Annotated in this window: 21 protein-coding genes; 16 read left to right on the top strand and 5 right to left on the bottom strand. The window is 33.7% G+C overall.

From position 1 onward, the window contains the following. Positions 1–406 precede the first annotated feature (406 nt). A complete protein-coding gene (locus AB8B52_RS12405) occupies positions 407–1,276 on the bottom strand; it encodes an MBL fold metallo-hydrolase (protein ID WP_406028578.1) in 870 nt (289 codons plus the stop codon). A gap of 252 nt (positions 1,277–1,528) precedes the next feature. Here AB8B52_RS12405 and cyoE point away from each other — a divergent pair, with 252 nt between their 5' ends. The 15 genes from cyoE to tsaB all read left to right on the top strand — a co-directional run bounded on the left by cyoE (position 1,529) and on the right by tsaB (position 15,037). Continuing rightward, entirely contained in the window at positions 1,529–2,422 is an 894-nt protein-coding gene (gene cyoE, locus AB8B52_RS12400; protein ID WP_406028576.1) for a heme o synthase, read from the top strand. Beyond that, positions 2,423–3,022, top strand: coding sequence for a heme-copper oxidase subunit III (locus tag AB8B52_RS12395; RefSeq protein WP_406028574.1), 600 nt, complete (start codon positions 2,423–2,425; stop codon positions 3,020–3,022). It begins immediately after the preceding gene. A 36-nt stretch (positions 3,023–3,058) separates the two neighbouring features. Beyond that, entirely contained in the window at positions 3,059–4,060 is a 1,002-nt protein-coding gene (locus AB8B52_RS12390) for a cytochrome c oxidase subunit 3 (RefSeq protein ID WP_406028572.1), read from the top strand. A 20-nt stretch (positions 4,061–4,080) separates the two neighbouring features. Further along, complete coding sequence (locus AB8B52_RS12385) at positions 4,081–4,527, top strand: cytochrome C oxidase subunit IV family protein (RefSeq protein ID WP_406028570.1); 447 nt, start codon at positions 4,081–4,083, stop codon at positions 4,525–4,527. A gap of 170 nt (positions 4,528–4,697) precedes the next feature. Beyond that, positions 4,698–5,417, top strand: coding sequence for a hypothetical protein (locus AB8B52_RS12380; RefSeq protein ID WP_406028568.1), 720 nt, complete (start codon positions 4,698–4,700; stop codon positions 5,415–5,417). Then, a complete protein-coding gene (locus AB8B52_RS12375; RefSeq protein WP_406028566.1) occupies positions 5,410–6,168 on the top strand; it encodes an SCO family protein in 759 nt (252 codons plus the stop codon). Before AB8B52_RS12380 ends, AB8B52_RS12375 begins: the two co-directional genes overlap by 8 nt. A 73-nt stretch (positions 6,169–6,241) precedes the next feature. Next, the gene (locus AB8B52_RS12370; protein ID WP_406028564.1) at positions 6,242–6,787 is read left to right on the top strand and encodes a DUF420 domain-containing protein; all 546 of its coding nucleotides are present in this window, start codon (positions 6,242–6,244) and stop codon (positions 6,785–6,787) included. Positions 6,788–6,789: 2 nt separating this feature from the next. Further along, entirely contained in the window at positions 6,790–7,014 is a 225-nt protein-coding gene (locus AB8B52_RS12365; RefSeq protein WP_406028563.1) for a hypothetical protein, read from the top strand. Positions 7,015–7,132: 118 nt separating this feature from the next. Next, the gene (locus tag AB8B52_RS12360; RefSeq protein ID WP_406028561.1) at positions 7,133–7,834 is read left to right on the top strand and encodes an ABC transporter ATP-binding protein; all 702 of its coding nucleotides are present in this window, start codon (positions 7,133–7,135) and stop codon (positions 7,832–7,834) included. Beyond that, on the top strand, positions 7,827–9,071 hold the full coding sequence (locus tag AB8B52_RS12355; protein ID WP_406028559.1) for an ABC transporter permease: 1,245 nt from the start codon (positions 7,827–7,829) through the stop codon (positions 9,069–9,071). Before AB8B52_RS12360 ends, AB8B52_RS12355 begins: the two co-directional genes overlap by 8 nt. Position 9,072: 1 nt before the next feature. After that, positions 9,073–10,332 carry an ABC transporter permease gene (locus AB8B52_RS12350; RefSeq protein WP_406028557.1) on the top strand — a complete coding sequence of 420 codons (1,260 nt, stop codon included), beginning with the start codon at positions 9,073–9,075 and terminating at the stop codon, positions 10,330–10,332. A 17-nt stretch (positions 10,333–10,349) separates the two neighbouring features. Then, positions 10,350–11,507, top strand: a complete 1,158-nt coding sequence (locus AB8B52_RS12345) for an efflux RND transporter periplasmic adaptor subunit (RefSeq protein WP_406028555.1) — start codon at positions 10,350–10,352, stop codon at positions 11,505–11,507. A 53-nt stretch (positions 11,508–11,560) separates the two neighbouring features. Further along, positions 11,561–13,003 (top strand): TolC family protein, encoded by a 1,443-nt coding sequence (locus tag AB8B52_RS12340; protein ID WP_406028553.1) that lies wholly within the window; start codon positions 11,561–11,563, stop codon positions 13,001–13,003. A 2-nt stretch (positions 13,004–13,005) separates the two neighbouring features. Beyond that, positions 13,006–14,316, top strand: coding sequence for an efflux RND transporter periplasmic adaptor subunit (locus AB8B52_RS12335; protein ID WP_406028551.1), 1,311 nt, complete (start codon positions 13,006–13,008; stop codon positions 14,314–14,316). A gap of 49 nt (positions 14,317–14,365) precedes the next feature. Next, entirely contained in the window at positions 14,366–15,037 is a 672-nt protein-coding gene (gene tsaB, locus AB8B52_RS12330; RefSeq protein ID WP_406028549.1) for a tRNA (adenosine(37)-N6)-threonylcarbamoyltransferase complex dimerization subunit type 1 TsaB, read from the top strand. On the opposite strand, the gene AB8B52_RS12325 is transcribed toward tsaB, so the two are convergent. The 4 genes from AB8B52_RS12325 to AB8B52_RS12310 all read right to left on the bottom strand — a co-directional run bounded on the left by AB8B52_RS12325 (position 15,034) and on the right by AB8B52_RS12310 (position 18,225). Beyond that, positions 15,034–15,846: a mechanosensitive ion channel family protein gene (locus AB8B52_RS12325; protein ID WP_406028547.1), complete on the bottom strand. Its 813-nt coding sequence runs from the start codon at positions 15,844–15,846 to the stop codon at positions 15,034–15,036. The genes tsaB and AB8B52_RS12325 overlap by 4 nt on opposite strands. 73 nt (positions 15,847–15,919) lie before the next feature. Next, positions 15,920–16,120, bottom strand: a complete 201-nt coding sequence (locus AB8B52_RS12320; RefSeq protein WP_406028580.1) for a dodecin family protein — start codon at positions 16,118–16,120, stop codon at positions 15,920–15,922. Between the two features lie 444 nt (positions 16,121–16,564). Further along, a complete protein-coding gene (locus tag AB8B52_RS12315) occupies positions 16,565–17,242 on the bottom strand; it encodes a hypothetical protein (protein ID WP_406028545.1) in 678 nt (225 codons plus the stop codon). 80 nt (positions 17,243–17,322) lie between these two features. Next, on the bottom strand, positions 17,323–18,225 hold the full coding sequence (locus tag AB8B52_RS12310) for a NifU family protein (protein WP_406028543.1): 903 nt from the start codon (positions 18,223–18,225) through the stop codon (positions 17,323–17,325). A gap of 184 nt (positions 18,226–18,409) precedes the next feature. Here AB8B52_RS12310 and AB8B52_RS12305 point away from each other — a divergent pair. Continuing rightward, the coding region (locus AB8B52_RS12305; RefSeq protein ID WP_406028541.1) for a choice-of-anchor L domain-containing protein at positions 18,410–20,540 on the top strand (2,131 nt) is incomplete at its 3' end.

Here is a 20,540-nt window from a genome sequence, read left to right as displayed (position 1 = left end):
TTACAATTTCTTGTTCCAATCCATCTAGACGCTTGTCTTTAGATTGTCCAAACAGTGAAATGAATATTGTAAGAAATACTATAGTTAAAAGTTTTTTTTTCATTAGGCTTGTTTCGATATTTTATTCAAATTACTGGCAACTAGTTACATAACAAAGTTTATTGCTCATATCCTGCAAATAATTCAGGTTATAGTAGGATGCTGGTTACTGTTATCCCGTAAAGATAATTTTTTTAGTAGAAACTATGCTGACAATTTCTAATACGCTTTGGTTGAGTTATTGGCGTAATAAAATAGGTTTTAATTGGTATACTGATTTTTTATAGTTTGGGAACTATGAGTCAGTTTTTTGGCGTCTTGGCACTTTTGGAGAGCATTTACTTCTTCTGTCTCCTGATTTTCGTAATTATATTTCTTTCAAACTCTTATAAAACGTTAAACGTATTTTTTCACTATTGATAAAACCAGTACCGTAATCTAAATCGTCATAAAGTTTTGTGAGGCTTGAGTCATTTTTAACCTCGTCTTCGGTTTTACCAGCATCAATAGCATTCTGAATATTAGTTGCTAAAGTTTCAAGCATGGTTAAAAAAGTTTTATAATCTGTTTTATTAGCTAATTTCCCATGACCTGGAATAATTTTAGTGTCATCATCAATAAGTATGAGTCCTTTTTTAGCAGCTTCAATATACCCTTTTACACTTCCACCAGAATTTAAATCAATATACGGATAACGACCATTAAAGTAAGTATCTCCTGTATGTAGCACATTGCTTTCTGTAAAATAGAGCAACGCATCACCATCAGTGTGTGCATTTGCTACATGAAACACAGCAATACTTTCACCATTTATAGTAAGGTTTAATTTATCATTAAATGTTATTACAGGTAAAGCGGCTTTTGAGGACTCTTTTTCAACCAAGCGTTTCTTTACATTATCGTGAGCAATAATGATGGCTCCAGCTTTTTCCATATTTTCATTTCCACCAGTGTGATCTCCGTGGAAATGTGTGTTCACTAAAAATTTAAGAGGTTGGTCACTAATCGTTTTTATGGCTGCTAAAATTTTTTCAGATAAGGGAGCAAATTGATCGTCAATTACAAATACACCACCGTCGCCAACAGAAATTCCAATGTTACCACCTGCGCCTTCTAGCATATAAGTATGTTCGGTAAGTTTTGTAGTTGTTATTTCTACGGCATCAAAACGGCCTTGTGCGTGAAATGTTGTTGAAGCTAAGACCAACAGAATTGAGAGTTGTTTTATAGTTTTCATAATTAAGAGGATGGTTTGTTTCTTTATAATTGAAGTATGGAATATAAGTCGAATTTTATTCTAAAAGCTTTCTCTAACCAACAATTTTAAAAATGCGGTTTCTGAAAACCAGAGTTATGAGAATGGTTTAGTCTAAATTAGCGTCTAAATAGAAAGGTTAAGAGAATAATAAAACTAAGCTTTTACATTGGTTAGAATGATTTTTCAAACTATCTTTGCAATCGCTTAGAAAAAGAAAAAAACCGTAATGTTTTGAGTAGCACAAAATCTTCGATAGCAACTGCTTCTGTGGTTACAGATTTTAAGGAAATCACCAAGATGGGTTTGTCCCTTAGCGTGGTCTTTTCTTCAATTGCTGGTTATTTTCTTGGTGCAGAAACCCTGAGTCTTACAACGCTTGTATTGTTGGCATTTGGTGGTTATTTTATGGTTGGTGCGTCTAATGCATATAATCAAATTATTGAGCGCGATTTAGATGCGCTAATGGATAGAACCAAGAATAGGCCAATTCCTGCTGGCCGCATGTCGGTAAATACGGCATTCATTATTGCGACTTCGTTCACAGTTTTAGGATTAATAACATTATATATCATCAACCCTAAAACGGCCATGTATGGTGCCATATCCATATTTTTATATACGAGTGTGTACACACCATTAAAAACAAAGACATCTTTAGCTGTTTTTGTTGGTGCTATACCAGGCGCAATTCCATTTATGTTAGGTTGGGTTGCTGCACGAGGTAGTTTTGGTATTGAACCAGGCACTTTATTTGCTATTCAGTTTTTTTGGCAGTTTCCACATTTTTGGGCTATAGGTTGGTTTTTGCACGAAGATTATAAAAAAGGAGGCTTTTTTATGCTGCCAACAGGTAAGCCAGATAAAGGGACTGCTGTTCAGATTATAATGTATAGTGTTTGGACGATTCTTGCCTCTATAATTCCTGTATTTGGTTTTACAGGAGATTTACAATTGTCTATTGCTGGTGGTGTTTTAGTTTTTATACTTGGTATTGTTATGCTAGTCTATGCGGTAAGATTATTTAAAGAACGCACAATCAAAGCGGCTAAACAACTGATGTTATCAAGTGTGTTTTATATTACAATGTTGCAGATTATATATGTTGCTGATAAATTTTTAAGATAGATGGATTTAACACAAGGAACTCGGAAGGAAAAAACAGCAAGGTCTAAAAAGATGATGTTGTGGTTTGGTATTGCGTCGTTATTAATGTCTTTTGCAGGCTTAATTAGCGCCTTTATTGTAAGCAGCAAGCAACGTCTTAACGAAGATTGGCTTATTGATTATAACTTGCCAAATGCATTTTTAGTTAGTGTCATTTTAATTCTAGTGAGCAGTTTAACTTTTGTTTTGGCAAAACGAGCACTCAGACAAAATAATATGCAGATGGTAACGCTATGGTTACTCGCAACCTTAGGATTAGGTATTGCATTCGTTTACAGTCAGTTTGCTGGATTTAACGAGATCATTGCAACGGGTTATAATTTTACAGGGCCAACCAGTAATATCACAATGTCTTACATTTATGTTATTGCTGTGTTGCACATAGGACACGTCGTTGCTGGCTTAATTTGCCTCATTGTTGTAATTTATAATCATTTTAAACAAAAGTATAACTCCAACAATATGTTAGGTTTTGAACTCGCTGCAAATTTCTGGCATTTCGTAGATGTGCTTTGGCTTGTGCTCTTTTTGTTTTTATATTTTTTTAGATATATAATTTGATTATTTTTGTCCAATCTTAAAATTTAAATAAATTCTATGGATTCTACAGTAGCTAGTACTGGTACAGAAGGTAAAACTTGGGGAGGAGGCAATAGGCCGCTCAGAGCAAGTTATGGTAAATTGATGATGTGGTTTTTTATCGTATCGGATGCATTAACATTTTCAGGTTTCTTAGCCGCTTATGGTTTTTCCAGGTTTAAGTTTATTAATGAATGGCCAATAGCGGATGAAGTTTTTACGCACGTACCTTTTTTACATGGTCAGGAATTGCCAATGATTTACGTGGCATTTATGACGTTCATTCTAATTATGTCTTCTGTAACGATGGTGTTAGCTGTAGATGCAGGTCACCATATGAATAAAGCTAAAGTAACATTTTACATGTTTTTAACCATTATTGGTGGTGCAATCTTCGTAGGCTCACAAGCATGGGAATGGGCAACGTTTATTCAAGGAGATTATGGAGCTGTGCAAACTAAGGGTGGAAACATTTTGCAATTTGGTGAATATGTTACCATGGATGGAGTAGAGAAATTTAAACGTGTATCCATCGAAGATCTTGCAATAACTGAAGCAACAGATCGTGCTGTGCATGAGCGTAAAAACGGTTTATGGTTCGTTGAAGAGAGTACATTGCCACCATATACTGTAAATGAGATTTACCAAGGGTTGGCGGCTAATGAAAACGTATTGGTGAGAAATCAGATTTTAGATGAAAACGGTCATAAAACAATCTTATCGCGTGAAGAATCCTTAAAGCAAATTAAAGAGAATGGTAAGCTGGTGGTTAAAGGTGCAAACCTTACCGTAAATGAATACGGAACCACGCTATTTGCAGATTTCTTTTTCTTTATAACAGGTTTTCACGGATTCCACGTACTTTCAGGTGTTATTATTAATATAATCATATTCTTTAATGTCATTCTAGGAACTTACGAGCGCAGAGGAAGTTACGAAATGGTCGAAAAAGTTGGTTTATACTGGCACTTTGTCGATTTAGTTTGGGTATTTGTATTCACATTCTTCTATTTAGTATAACAACATTTTAAGATTTAATTATGGCACACGAGCATAAACTAGAAATATTTAGAGGACTTTTAAAATTTAAGTCTAATACACAAAAGATTTGGGGAGTACTTATATTCTTAACTATCGTTACACTTGTGGAAGTAGTTTTGGGTATATACAAGCCAGCTATTTTTATGGATACATGGATGACACCATTTGAAGGTGGCTTTTTTGCAACATTGGGGAATATTCTATTTTCACCAATAATCTACATGAAACCATTAAACTTAATTTTTATTGTATTAACAATTGTTAAGGCGTATTATATTACTTGGGATTTTATGCACATGCGAGATGAAACAGGAAGTTTACGAAAAATGGTGGTATGGACAGGTGTTTTTCTTATCTGTTATCTAATTTTTATTTTATTACAAGAAGGTGGTTATGTATTTGACGTATATAATGGTGCTGATTCTTTAATAAAAAGAGATTTTTAAATCTAAAAACAGACATTTTATAACGTTATTTAAGTGTTAAATGATATCCAAAAAGGTGGTTTTTATAAGCCACCTTTTTTATTTTTGCATAACTCAAATGTATTAAAGGTGATACCGTAATTTATAAAATTAACTACCTGTTAAATACAGCTATTAGAGGTCTTAATAAGATGAAAGCAAATAAAACCCAACGTAACTTAATTTTAGGAGTACTTTTTTTTCTACCAGTACTTTTTTTACTCATGCTGTATCCTGCAAAGCATAACTATGAGCCTTTAAATGTTGTGCATAAAAACGTATCGGATATAGAGCGTTTTATTTCAGACAGATCAGATAGTATTCTTCTCAAAGATCATATTACGGTATTAGGTTTTTTAGGTAAAAATCCGCTGAATAAAAATATTGCCGCATCTAATCTTAAAGAGCTTGTTTATGATAAGTTTAAAGGATTTAAAAAATTTCAGGTGGTCATCATTGTGGCAGAAGGAGCCCAGGAAGAAGTCAAAACATTAAAAAAAGAGATTAATACCTACGAAGATTTAAGATTTTGGCATTATGCTTTTGGTACAGAAGGTGAAATAAAAATGCTATTTAATTCTTTAAAATCGAAAGAAGCATTGTCTCAAGATCTATCGACAAACACGGTGTTTATTATTGATAAGGACTTAAATCAGCGTGGAAGAATAGATGGCAGAAACAAAAATCAGGTGGAAGAAAATAAGCCACCATTTTCTGTATATGCTTACAATACTATTGAGGTATCTGAAATTAAGAATATGATGAGTGATGATATCAGAATTTTATTTACCGAATATCGTCAGAAGAGAAAAGGGAAGTTTGAGAACTCTGACACAAGACGAAACAAAGATTTAAAACAAAATAATGAGTAAAAAAACAAGCTATTCGTATATCGGTATTACGTTTATAATTTTAGTTTTCGGGATTATTTTTGTTCCTAAAATTATAGATCGTGTCAGCCAAGATGACATTACAAGAGACGAAAGTCGCAGTAAAAATGTTGCGACTTCTGATAATATAAGCGCTAACTTAGGTAAAAGTGATGTGGTTTACTTAGAGATTAACGATGAACTAAGAAAAGTACCTGAATTCAGTTTTACAAATCAAAATGGCGAGATCATTACTAACGAAGATTATTTAGGAAAGGTTTATGTGGTCGAATTTTTTTTCACAACCTGTCCTACAATATGCTTACCAATGAATCAGAATTTGGTAGAGGTTCAAAATGAATTTAAGGATTTTGAAGACTTTGGAGTGGCTTCTTTTTCCATAATGCCAAAAGTAGATACTCCAGAAGTATTAAAGGCGTATGCAGATAAGCACGGTGTTGTAAATCCAAATTGGAATTTAATGACAGGCGATTTTGATGACATTTTTAAACTAGCCAATGTTGGGTTCAATATTTTTGTAGGCGATGTAGAAGATGCCTTTGGTTTTGAGCATTCTGGTGATTTTGCTCTAGTAGATAAAAAGGGCTTTTTACGTTCAAGGAAAGATGATTTTGGTAATCCTAAAATTTTCTACAGAGGCTTTATTCCAGAGGCTGATGGTGTAGATGAGGATGGCTACGTGCAAGAAATTACCATTTTAAAGGAAGATATTGCTAAATTATTAAAAGAATAGAAACGTGATGTTCAGTTGTAACATAACTTAAAATTTGGTGCGTTGTGTTTCAGGATTTAAAATAAGATGCAAAATGGAAGCAGTTGATTTAGAAAAAGAAAAGAAATATAATAAGTGGATTGTAGCGTTATCGATTATAATTCCTTTAGCGGTTGCAGCTTTGTTTGGTGTTAATTTGCGCACACTCGGTTTCGATGTAGAACCGTTAACCTTTTTACCACCAATTTATGCGGCCACAAATGGATTAACAGCTATTATCTTAATATTAGCGGTTATAGCGATTAAGAAGAAAAACAGAAAGCTGCATGAAACATTGATGAAAACGGCAATTACACTTTCGGTACTTTTTTTAGTGATGTATGTAGCGTATCATATGACGAGTGATTCTACTAAATTTGGTGGTGAAGGAGCTATAAAATATGTCTATTATTTTATTCTAGTGACGCATATTGTATTGTCGATTGTGATTGTTCCATTTGTGTTAATTACCTATGTACGTGGTATTACAAATAGTATTGAACGTCATAAAAAAATCGCTAAAATTACATTTCCAATGTGGTTGTATGTTGCGGTTACAGGAGTGGTGGTGTATCTCATGATTTCACCTTATTATATCTAATTATGAAGCTAAAAATTATATGTGCTATTCTTTTTGTGTTCGTTGCTACAGCAGCCAATGCACAGTGCGCTATGTGCAGGGCAGTTTTAGAAAGTGGTGAAGATCAATCAGCAGCAGAAGGTATAAACGATGGGATTGTTTTTTTGATGGCAGTGCCTTATATTATTGTTGGTACCATTGGTTTTATTTTTTATAGAAAATATAATAAACCCAAAACAGAAAATTAAACTCCAAAATCTGTAACATATTCTGTTTTATAGAGTCTTAATAGAGTAACTATTAACAATTCGTTGGCACAAAAGACCTTCAAATTTTAGTAAAATTGCACAACTAACAACCTCTATTATGATTCAAATTAAAGATTTACACAAATCTTATCATATGGGAAGCAACTCGCTTCACGTACTTAAAGGCATTAATTTTGATGTTAAAGAGGGTGAACTAGTGTCTATTATGGGTTCTTCGGGTTCGGGAAAATCAACATTGCTAAATATTCTAGGGATGTTAGACGAAGCTGACGAAGGACATTATATTCTAGATGGTGTTCCAATTAAAAACCTTAATGAAAAAATAGCTGCTAAATACAGAAATGAATTTTTAGGTTTCATTTTCCAATCATTTAACCTTATTAATTATAAAAGCGCTTTAGATAATGTCTCTATGCCACTTTACTACAAGGGTATCAAGCGAAAAGAACGAACGGATAAAGCTATGCATTATCTCGAAAAAGTAGGCTTAGCGGAATGGTCCCATCACTTACCAAGTGAATTGTCCGGTGGACAAAAGCAACGTGTAGCGATTGCTAGAGCTTTGGCTAGCGATCCAAAAGTATTGTTAGCAGATGAGCCAACAGGAGCACTAGATACAAAAACATCTTATGAGGTCATGGAGTTAATACAGGGTATTAATGATGATGGGAAAACAATTCTTGTAGTAACCCACGAGGACGATATTGCACACATGACCAAACGTATTGTTAATCTTAAGGATGGTATTATTATAGATGATAGTACTGTAGAACAAGTTAGAGCATCAGCACATGTTTGATATAGAACGATGGCAAGAGATCTTTGAAACATTGCGTAAAAATAAATTACGTACGTTTTTAACAGGACTTTCTGTAGCTTCTGGAATATTCATATTAGTAATTCTTTTAGGTTTTAGTAAAGGCATCGAGAACGGTGTAAAGTCGCAATTTGAACAAGATGCAACTAATCGAGTATCTGTTTGGACGGGAGTTACAACCAAAGGCTATAAAGGACTAAATCCTGGACGCTATATCCAACTAAAAAACTCTAGTTTTGATGCCGTTGAAACCAAGTACGACGAATATTTAGAATACCGTACCAAAGATTACATGATTTGGGGAGGAACAGTGTCTTATAATAACGAAACAGGTAATTATCGCGTAAGAGGGACATTACCAGATAACCAATTTATTGAAAACGCAGATATTGGCTCTGGTCGTTTTATTAACCAATCCGATGTGGATGAAAGTAAGAAAGTGGCAGTTATTGGTAATAAAATGAAAACAGATCTTTTTAAAGGTGAAGACCCTATTAATAAAAATATTCAAGTATTTGGAATGAATTTTAAGGTGGTTGGTGTTTTTTACGATCCAGGTGGAGATCGTGAAGAAAGCCAAGTTTATATTCCTATAACTGCAGCTCAAAAAGTCTTTAATGCTGGTGATGATATTAGAAACATGACATTTACAGTTAAAATGGCAGATAATTTTGACCAAGCAGTTGAACAATCTAACGCAATTGCTTCAGGTATTGAGCAGCAACTTAAAGAAATTCATGTAGTTGCACCAGACGATACGAGTGCTGTTAGAGTTTATAATACTTTAGAAGAAGCACAGAAAATATATTCACTAATAGCAACAATTCGCGCTGTATTTTGGTTTGTTGGTATCGGAACAATTATTGCAGGTATTGTAGGCGTTGGAAATATTATGCTGATTATTGTAAAAGAGCGAACTAAAGAAATTGGCATACGTAAGGCACTAGGCGCATTACCAATGTCTATTGTCGGTATGATTTTACAAGAATCAGTTTTCGTAACTATGTTCGCTGGTTTGTTTGGGTTAATCTTTGGACTTGGTTTACTAGAATTGGTAGGGCCGCAAATAGAAAGTGACTTTATAAAATATCCGCAAGTAGATTTTAATATAGCTTTAACAACGGTATTTTTATTGGTTTTCGCTGGCGCCTTAGCTGGGTTTATACCAGCTTACAGAGCCGCAATGATTAAACCTATTGATGCCTTAAGAGACGAATAATATGTTTAGCAGAGACCGTTGGGAAGAAATATTAGAAGCGTTAAACGCTAATAAATTTAGAACGTTTTTAACGGCATTCGGAGTATTCTGGGGAATTACTATTTTAGTATTACTCTTGGCTTTAACAAATGGTCTTAAAAATGGAGTAACTGCGGATTTTGGCGACTTTGCTACAAATTCTATGTTTATGTGGACGCAAGGTACTTCTAAACCTTACAAAGGTTTACCAAAAGGGCGCTACTTTAATTACAAAGTAGGAGACGTTGCAGCTATAAAATCTGAAATACCAAATTTACAATATGTATCTCCAAGAAATCAATTAGGAGGTTATAATGGTGCCAATAATGTTGTGAGAGGTACAAAAACAGGTGCGTTTGAGATTTATGGTGATTATCCGGAATTTATAAAGCAGCGGCCAATGGATATTCTTCAAGGACGTTTTATAAGTTACTCAGATATTGAAGACAAACGTAAAGTTTGTGTCATAGGAACTGGTGTTGTAAAAGGGCTTTACGATATTGATGAAGATATTTTAGGGACTTATATAAAAGTTAACGGTGTTAACTTTTTAGTAGTGGGTACTTTTAAAATGAGTAATAGTCAAGGTGATGGTGAACAAGACGCAAGTACTATATATATGCCTTTTACTACCTTTGGCCAAGCCTTTAATAGAGGCGAAAGTGTGGGTTGGATGGCAATAACGGCTGTTGACGGTATCTCAATTACATCCTTAAAGCAGCAAATTTTCGATTTAATGAAGTCGAGACATAAAATACATCCTGAAGATGATCGTGCTATTGGGCATTTCGATTTGTCCGAACAGTTTGAACGTATCAACGGTTTGTTTTCAATATTAACCTTGGTCGGATATTTCGTTGGTGCCTTGGTCTTAATGTCTGGTATTATTGGTATTAGTAATATTATGCTCATAGTAGTTAAAGAACGTACTAAAGAAATTGGTGTAAGACGTGCTTTAGGTGCTAGTCCTTGGACTATTAAATCTCAAATTTTACAAGAAAGCTTAATATTGACTATCCTTTCTGGTATGGTTGGTATTTCGTTTGCGGCTTTGGTTATTTGGATAATGAATGCCATTTTAGATAGTGTAGGTTCCGTTGAAAACTTTGCAAACCCTAGTGTAAGCATGCAAGTTGTATTTACAGCTTTAATTATATTAATTGTTTCAGGCTTGTTAGCAGGTTTAATTCCTGCAAATAGTGCCACCAAAATGAAACCTGTTGACGCTTTAAGAATAGAATAAATATATCAATCATAATCATGAAAAGAACGAAAACCGTAATTGCATTACTATTAATTGTTGTTGTCTTTAGCGCAGCATTATATTATTTATGGCAGAAAAATCAAGAAAATCCTATAACTTTTGCCACCGAGAGTGCTACTGAGCAAACCATAGTTGTGAAGACTGTAGCAACAGGCAGTATTGTTCCGAAGGAAGAAATATTAATTAAGCCAAATATTTCTGGTGTTATTGAAAAAGTTTACATAGAAGCAGGTGAGTATGTAAATCAAGGAGATTTAATTGCACAAATTAAAGTGATACCAAACGTATCTAATTTAACGAGTGCAAAAAATAACATTGCTTCAAATAGAACCACATTACAGACGGCAGAAATCAATTATAAAACACAAAAAGCGATTTACGATCGTCAAAAAGGATTGTTTGATAAAGGGGTTATTGCGGCAAATGAGTTCGATCAGGTGAATAACACTTTCTTACAGGCGAAGCAACAAGTAGAACAAGCTAGGATTAGTGTAACCCAATCACGTCAAAATTATGATATCATTAAAACAGGAACAACTTCAGGGTTAGGGAATATTGCGCAAACACAAGTAAGAGCTACAGTTTCTGGTATGGTGTTAGATGTGCCTGTAAAAGCAGGAAACCAAGTTATTGAAGCCAATAATTTTAATGAAGGCACGTCAATTGCATCTTTAGCAGATGTTAAACAAATGATTTTTGAAGGGAAAGTAGATGAAAGTGAAGTCGGTAAAATAAAAGAAGGTTTACCACTAGAAATTACAGTAGGAGCGATTGAAAATGAAAAATTCGATGCTATTTTAGATTATATTGCACCTAAAGGTGTCGCGGAAAATGGAGCGATTCAGTTTGCAATAAAGGGATCTCTTAAAAAAATAGATTCTACTTTTATCAGAGCTGGTTTAAGTGCTAATGCGTCTATAATTTTAGAAAAAGTAGAAGATGTTTTAGCCATTAAAGAGGCACTAGTTCAGTATGATAAAGAAACTAAAAAGCCATATGTAGAGATTGAGGTCGGTGATCAGAAATTTGAAAGAAAAGATATAGAATTAGGTATAAGCGATGGCATCTTTGTAGAGGTTAAAAGCGGCATTACAAAAAACGATAAAATAAAAGTTTGGAATCAAGTTCAAGGAGTTCCAAAATACGCACAATAATTAAACGCACATTTAGTGTAACACTTTAAGTTTTATATAGACAAATAAGCATCATGAAAAAATCAATCATCATAATCATACTTCTTTTAGGGGTTTTAGCACAGGGGCAAAATAAAAAATGGACGCTAAAAGAATGTGTTCAATATGCCTTGGAAAATAACATTTCAGTAAAGCAAAGTGAACTAGATATCGAATTAGCAGAGATAGATAAACTTAATGCTTTAGGTAATTTTGTGCCAAGTGTTAATTTAGGTAGTGGTGTTTCTGAAAATACAGGTTTAAGTTTTAACCCTGTTACTAACAATGCACAAACCACCACGTTTCTTTCTGCTTCAGGGAACATTAATATTGGTTACACCATTTTCGATGGCTTGAGAAACATTAGAGAATTGCAACGTGCTGATATAAGTAAACTGGCAAGCCAATACCGTTTGGATAGAATGAAAGATGATATTTCATTATTTGTAGCCAATGGTTATCTTGCAGTAATACTCAATAAAGCTAATTTAGAAGTTTTTAAATCTCAGAATGAAGTTACTAAAGAACAAATAGAAAGAACTCAAGAGTTGGTCGATGCTGGAGTTTTACCGAGAGGTGATTTATTAGAAATTAAAGCTACAGATGCAAGTGAGCAGCAGTCGATTATTAATGCTGAGAATAGTATTCAAATTTCATTAATCAGTTTGGCACAACTATTATTGATAAAGGATTATGAGAATTTCGATATAGAGGATGAAGGGTACGACATTGTAGATTCAGTTATTGCAGATAAAAAAGTTTCAGAATTAATTACGGCTGCAAAAGAAAGTAGATCAGAAATTAAAATAGCCGAACAAGACGTAGAACTAGCTAATATTGATTTAAAAATCGCTAAAGGAGCAAATCTACCTACATTATCTGCGTTTTTTGGTTATAATACAAGATTCGCTAATACAACATCTTTTGAGTCACGATTAGATCCGAATAACCCGACGACTACTCGTCAAATAGGCGTTGTTGAAGGTACAGGGCAAGCTGTAGTTAGCCAGTTTCAAAACACTATTTTGTCAGAAGTGGCAGCTGATCCTTTTATTAATCAGTTATACCAAAATGATGGTATTGGTTATGGATTACAATTAAATATTCCTATTTTGAATGGGTTCAATACTAGGGGAAATATTCAAAGGAATAAAGTTAATCTGGAGCGATCTAAATTTCAGCTAGAACAAGTAGAACTCGACTTAGAGTCTACGGTATATCAAGCCTATGTTGATGCGCAAGGTTCATTTAAAAGTTATGAAGCGGCAAAAGTCGCTGTTGAATCTCAAGAGTTAGCCTATGATTACGCCAAAGAGCGTTATGATGTTGGTTTAACCAATGCGTTCGACTTTAGCCAATCTAAGCTTAGATTTGACAACGCTAATATTGAATTGAATCGTGCTAAATATGATTATATTTTTAAATTAAAGGTCTTAGAATTATATTTCGGAGTTCCAGCAACAGAATTAAAGTTTTAATTATGAGCAAAACAGTAAAAATCATTATCGGAGTTGTAATTATGGCTTTAATTGTCATAGTTGCAGGTAAATCAATGGGATGGTTTGGGAAAAAAGGGGAGTTTAAACAAGTTACAATTCAGGAAGTAACTTTAAAAGACATTGTTGAAACAGTCTCTGCTACTGGGAAAATTCAACCAGAAGTAGAGTTGAAAATATCTTCGGAAGTGTCTGGCGAAATATTAGAATTGCCTTTTGTAGAAGGACAAGAGGTAAAAAAAGGGGATTTACTTGTCAGAGTAAACCCAGATTTAATTCAATCTGCTTTAAGTAGATCCCAAGCCTCATATCAAAATGTAAGAGCAGGTATGGCTCAGGCTGAGGCAACCCTAAAACAAGCTACAGCAGATTACGAAAGAAATAAGTCTCTATTTGAAAAAGGTGTTATTTCTAAAGCTGATTGGGACCGCTCCTTAGCAACTTATGAAACTGCAGTTGCAGGAAAGAATTCAGCATATTATAGCGTACAGAGTGCTGCAGCTACGGTAAACGAGGCTAAGGACAACTTAAACAGAACAACCATTTATGCACCAATGAGTGGAACAGTTTCTCTTTTAAGTGTAGAATTGGGTGAACGTGTGGTTGGAACAGGAATGATGGCTGGTTCAGAAATATTACGTCTTGCCAATCTTAAAAAAATGGAAGTTGAAGTCGATGTTAATGAAAATGATATTGTAAAAGTGAGTATTGGTGATTCTACTATTGTTGAAGTGGATGCGTATTTAAATAAAGAATTTAAAGGAATAGTGACTCAAATCGCAAACTCCGCAGCGGGAAACTTAGCCGCAGATCAGGTCACAAATTTTAAGGTTAAAGTGAGAATTATTGAAGAATCATACAAAGATCTAACAGAAGGTAAACCCGACACCTACTCTCCTTTTAGACCTGGAATGACAGCAACAGTGGATATTATTACTAAAACGAGAAAGGGTGCTATTTCTGTGCCAATAAGCGCTATTGTTATTAAGACAGATACAAGTTCTACAAAGAAACGTTTTGGTAAAAATGTGAATTTAGACAGTGAAGTTTCAGTGAAAGAAGAGGAGAAATTTGAATGTGTTTTTGTTAACGAAAATGGTAAGGCTAAGTTACGAGTTGTAAAAACAGGGATTCAAGATGATACTAATATAGAAATTACTTCAGGATTAAGTAAAGATGACAAAATTATTACAGGTCCTTATAATATGGTTTCTAAAAAACTTAATGCTGGTGATTTAATTGAGGATAAAAATAAAAAGCCAGACGATACGTCAGAAGAAAAAAGCGAAGAGTAGCTAAGGTAGCTTATTTATTCATTACTTTTTCTGATTAATAATACCACAAATGGCATTAGTATTAAATATAGAAACAGCAACTACAAATTGTTCGGTCTCTCTGTCTAAAGATGGAGAGACTTTAGTTTTAAAAGAGGATAATAGTGTAAGTTATTCTCATGCCGAAACATTACATCTTTTTATAGACGAAGTTTTTAAAAGCGCGAATTTGAAACCTTCCAAAATTGATGCCGTTGCAGTGAGTAAAGGACCAGGTTCTTATACGGGTTTAAGGATTGGTGTATCGTCTGCTAAAGGTTTCTGTTTTGCCTTAAATAAGCCGCTGATTTCTATTTCAACGTTAGAGAGTTTAGCGCATCAAATAAAACATAAAGATGGGTTTATTATACCGATGTTAGACGCAAGGCGCATGGAAGTTTATTCTGCTATTTATACGTCAGATTTAAAATTACATCGAGAAATTAAAGCAGAAATTTTAACAGAAGACAGCTATCAAGCCCTTTTAGCCACTGATAAAGTTTATTTTATAGGCAGTGGTGTTGAAAAAACAAAAGCTTTAATACAACATCCTAATGCAATTTTTATTGAAGGAAAATTACCTTCGGCTAATGAAATGTCATCTTTAGTAGAATTAAAGTATAAAAAAAGCGACACCGAAGATGTCGCTTATTTTGAGCCTTATTATTTAAAGGATTTTGTTGCTTTAAAAAAGAAAGCTTAAGCGTCTTTTTGTATTTCAACGGCATGTGGATAAGGTATTTCTATACCAGCGGCATCTAAAGCAATTTTCACGTTTTCATGTGTAGCAAAATAGACATCCCAATAATCGGCCACAGTACACCAAGGTCTAACTGCAAAGTTCACTGAACTATCAGCTAATTCAGACACATTTACTGTAGGTGCAGGATCTTGTAAAACTTTTGGGTTAGAGGTTAAAACTTGCATTAAAACATCTTTAGTTTGTTTGATATCAGAATCATAGCCAACACCAAATGTAAGATCTACTCTAAGTTTTCCTTCTGTAGAGTAATTCACAATATTGCCATTAGATAATGCACCATTAGGAATAATAACTTCTTTATTAGTTGGAGTTAAAAGTTTTGTTGTAAAAATTTCTATTTCTTTTACAACACCGAGTTCTCCTTGCGCTTCAATAAGATCGCCAATTTTAATAGGCTTAAAGATCATTAATAAAACACCACCAGCAAAATTACCTAGAGACCCTTGCAAAGCCAAGCCAATAGCTAAACCAGCAGCTGCAAGTATGGCTGCAAATGATGTAGTTTCAATACCTACAGTACCTAAAACAACAACTATTAAAACAATCTTTAGAATCCAATTTATCAGATTTAATAAAAACTTTTTTAAGCTTTCATCATAGTCAGCTTTGTTCATGGCTTTTTTAACTCCCTTTAGGAGCATTTTCACAATCCAACTTCCAATGATCCATATTGCAATAGCTGCAATTAATTTTGGGCCAAATTCTACGATTAAATTGTAACCTTCGTCAATCCATTTTTGTGTATCCATATTTTTATTTCGATTTTGAAACTAAAAACAACCCGACTTTCTTCGCCGAGTTACCTGCTAGTTTCGATGTTTATTATTTAATTTCGAAGGTTAATTTTAATGCGACTCTAAATTCAGTAACATTATTATCATTAACTATTGCACTCTGGTCTTGTACATATACAGACTTTATGTTTTTCACAGTTTTAGCTGCTTCTTTTACTGCCTTTTTTGTTGCGTCCTCCCAACTTTTATCTGAGTTAGATAATACTTCAATCACTTTTAATACTGCTATTTTTTTTGTTTTTAAGAGTTATACTTTTAAGAAACTATTTTATTTAAAAAGTCACCTTTAAAATTAATAAAATTTTCATTATTTATAGCATTAACTGTTATTGATTCATCTCTCGGCATCTCTTTTAGTATGTTTTCAATGCCGTTTTTTGAGTACATATAGATAATGGACTCAACTGTAAACTTTTTGTAGTAGCACCCCTATTTTTTTTGATATTCGCATTATTATTGAGTAGGGTTTTACCTGTTTTATATAAGATCTAAAAACCCATGTGGTATAATCTATTCCAATTCAGAAATATCCCAGATGCGTTAAGCAAAAAAAATAGTTTAATATCAAAGATTTTAAAGGAGAAAACTAAAGAAGCTATGAGGTCTGTTAGCGATTTTATTTTGAACTAAAATCATATTACAATTTTGTTAGATTCAAGACTGTAAATGATTATTAAATTTCATTTAAATATTCAAAAATCTTTTTAAGATTATCTTCTGTTTTTGTATTTAGTTTTTTTTCTTTTATAAAACTTTTTAGTAAAGAAGATTTTTCTTTAAAAATTTCTAAAAATTCCTTTTTCTTTTGAGGTAAATAGATAGTCTTATCTTCAAATTGGACATAATATGAATCGCCGATTCTGTTAAATTTAGCAGGCTTATCCTTATGGTAGGAGGAAATTGCTTCTTGACCTTCGTAATAATTTATACGTTCCTGTTTTAATAAAGAGTATGTCTCAAATTCTGCAATTACAACCAAAAAACCACGTTTTTCTTCGTCATTTTCGGTAATATAATCTATTGTTTTATAGATTTTATTATCAGATATGAATTCAACCTTATAATCTGTTGAAATATCAAGGGCGATAATTTTGTCTTTAACTTTCACTTCCATTTCATCATTATAAGCATTGTACCTCCCAATGTATTGAACTTTATCAAATCCTTCAATCTTTATGTTTTTAAAATTTTCATCAATGTAAGGAGAGCCCAATGCCTCTAGTTTGGCACTAACATTTTTTGTAACAAAAACATTTTCAGAGTAAAAATTTGGATTATTGATCTGGGAATAGCTGTTTGAAGTTGCAATTAATACCAATAAAATGATACTACTGTTAATTAAATTTTTCATTCTATCAATTTATTTATAATTGTTCTAGTTACTTTTTAAAAATTAAAGTTAAGAATTAAATAGAGTATAGAAAAGTAATTCTAACCATTTATGGCATTAACCGTTATTGACTCATCTTTCAGCATCTCTTTTAGCATGCTTTCAATCCCATTTTTTAGAGTAAATGTAGATGATGGGCATCCGCTGCAAGCCCCTTGCAATAACACCTCTACTTTTTTTGTGTTTGGATCATAGGACTTAAATTCAATATTACCACCATCACTTTCAACAGCAGGTTTTATATACTCTTCAAGAATATTTATAATGTTTTTCGAGATATCATCTAAGGCTTCAAATTTTTGTTCAATGGCTTCTTCTGTTTTTTTGAGCTGTTTAGGAGCTTCATCGTTTAATATGGTTTTTCCTTCTTCCACGTAGGCTTTTAAAAATTCTCTTAACTGAAGCGTAATCTCTTCCCATTCAATAATATCAAATTTAGTTATTGAAATAAAGTTTTTTTCCATGAATACATTTTTTACAAATGGAAACTGAAATAAAGCGGTAGCTAAAGGAGAGGGTTTAGCTTCTTCTATAGAGGTAAATTCGTAGATATTAGGAACTAATACTTTGTTGCATACAAATTTTTGCACCGCAGGGTTTGGGGTTGTTTCTGCATAGATAGTTACTGCCGCTTTCGGCTTAGAAACATCTTCAGTGACAACAATGCCATCTTTAGATAAATAGTCTTCTATTTGAAGTGCAACTTCATTTTGAACGTCCTTCCACTCTACAATGTTATAACGCTCAATCGCTATAAAATTTGATGCGATATATATTTTTTTTACAAAAGGTAAATGAAACAATTCTTGGGCTAAAGGCGAATTTTTAGCATCGTCTATATTGTTGAATTCAAAGCTATTATGATTGGTAAGAAAGCGATCTGCTTCAAATTTTAAAATTGCATCGTTAGAAGTAGACACAATGGCTATTTTTGTCTGTATCATCTTTTTTATTTGCAAAAGTATGAAATATCAACTTAAACGTTCATCCTTTAGATTATGTTTTATGACTAATAACTGAAATCAATTGAGATAATTTTATTAAATTCCGTGCTTTACGAAAATTACTGCATTTCTCTTTAATATGATAACGTTCTATTTGAAGGTTGAGTAATTGAATCAATTAGTTATGAAAAAGATTCTTTATAGTCTTACAATTATTATTTCTTCTTTTGGTTTTTCTCAAGATATATTGATGGAAAACGGAACATTTACGCGCTGTGCTCCTGATAGATTTTTTGATTCAGGAGGTGAATTTGCCAATTATGGAAATGATGAAAACTTAGTTACTACAATTTGCCCAGAAAATGCTGATGAGTTTATTATTTTGAATTTCACCTTGTTTACGACACAGCTTGGAGCACAGCCAGATGTTATGAATATTTATGATGGCGATGATGTCACAGCACCGCTTATTGGTTCTTATCAAGGACCTACAGGTCCAGGTACTGTATCAGCCACGGGTGCTAATACCTCTGGATGTCTTACAGTAGAGTTTATTTCTAACGGAGGTGGTAATATTAACGGTTGGGAAGCAGAGATTCTTTGTGCTACTCCTTGTCAAAATATTGTAGCGTCAATAGATGCGACTACACCTCTACCCAATGCAGCAGGTGTTATCGGTATTTTACCTGGTGAATCAGTCGATTTTTCTGGTAGTGGAACGTTTTCTGTTGATGGTACTGATGCCTTATATAATTGGGATTTTGGAGATGGAAATTCAGCTTCAGGTGCAGATGTTACTAATACATATACTAACTCAGGTACATATACCGTAACATTAACAGCATCAGATATAAACCCTCAAGGCTGTTCGGATACAATTACAATAACTGTTTTTGTTTTAGGACCTAATGTTGTTGTAGATCAAGATACATTTACACCAGAGCAGTTGATCGAGGATGTTTTAATTGATAGTCCATGTGCCTCCGTTTCAAATATAGTATCATCAACAGGAATAAATTTTAGTGCTTCGGAGCCTAATGGTATTGGTTATTTTTTTAGCAACGGAATTGATTTTCCTTTTGAAGATGGATTACTACTTACCACTGGTGATGCTAGCGAGGCAGGTGGACCTAATACATTTTTAGGTGATGGTTCTGGCGCTTGGCCTGGCGACGCTGATTTAGAAGCTGCGGTTGGTATAGATTCAAACAATGCCACGTTCATTCAATTTGATTTTGTACCACTTGCAGACAGTATTAGTTTCGATTTTTTAATGGCTTCAGAAGAATACGATATGGGGAGTTTTGAATGTACGTTTTCTGATGCATTTGCATTTTTATTAACTGATTCAGCTGGTAATACGACCAATTTAGCTGTTTTACCAGGAACAACAACTCCTATTTTAGTGACAAATATTCATCCAGATAATGGTGCGTCATGTGGTGGTATTAACGAACAATATTTTGGTGCGTATACTTCGCCTAACGGTCCACCAATTTCGTTTGATGGAAGAACTAGACCGTTTACAGCTGAATCTGCAGTTATTCCAGGAGAGAGTTATACCATAAAATTGGTGATTGCTGATGATAGGGATAACAATTTTGATTCTGGTGTTTTTATAAAAGCAGGTAGTTTTAATTTGGGTGGTAATTTAGGTGATGACATTACCATAGCTGCTGATACAGCAGAGTGTGATGGTACTGAAATTATATTAGATTCTAGTTTGGAACTAGCAACGCATATTTGGTATCAGGATGGTGTCGTTATTCCTGGTGAAGTCCTTTCTACTTTGACGGTGACTGAACCTGGCGTTTATTCTGCTGATTTTGATTTTGCAGGAGTTTGTACTGGCTCAGCAGATCCTATTTTAATTGAGTTTAGAGCTAGCCCTACTGCAAATGTTCCGCAGAACTTATCAATTTGTAGTGCTACAGGTGTAGAGGAATTCGATTTATTACAAAACGATGATGATGTTTTAGGAGCTCAAGATGCTGGTGATTTTTCTATAAGTTATCATCTCACCGAGCAAGATGCTATTGATAATACCGGAGCGTTGACAAGTCCTTACACTAATATATCTAGCCCTCAAACGATTTGGGTACGAATAGCAGACCTAACACAAACCTGTATTGATACAACGTCTTTTTTATTGTCTGCGGAAAGTGCACCCACTGTCAACCCAGCACCAGATTTAGAGTTATGCGATGACATAAGCAACGATGGTTTCGAGGAGTTTGATTTAAGTGCACAAACACTTTTAATTTTAGGCACACAGCCCGCTTCAGAGTTCACAGTAAGCTACCATTTAAGTTTTG

This window comes from Winogradskyella sp. (assembly GCF_045105575.1).
In the GTDB taxonomy this organism is placed as follows: Bacteria; Bacteroidota; Bacteroidia; order Flavobacteriales; family Flavobacteriaceae; genus Winogradskyella.
This window is presented reverse-complemented; position numbering and strand designations above follow the sequence as displayed.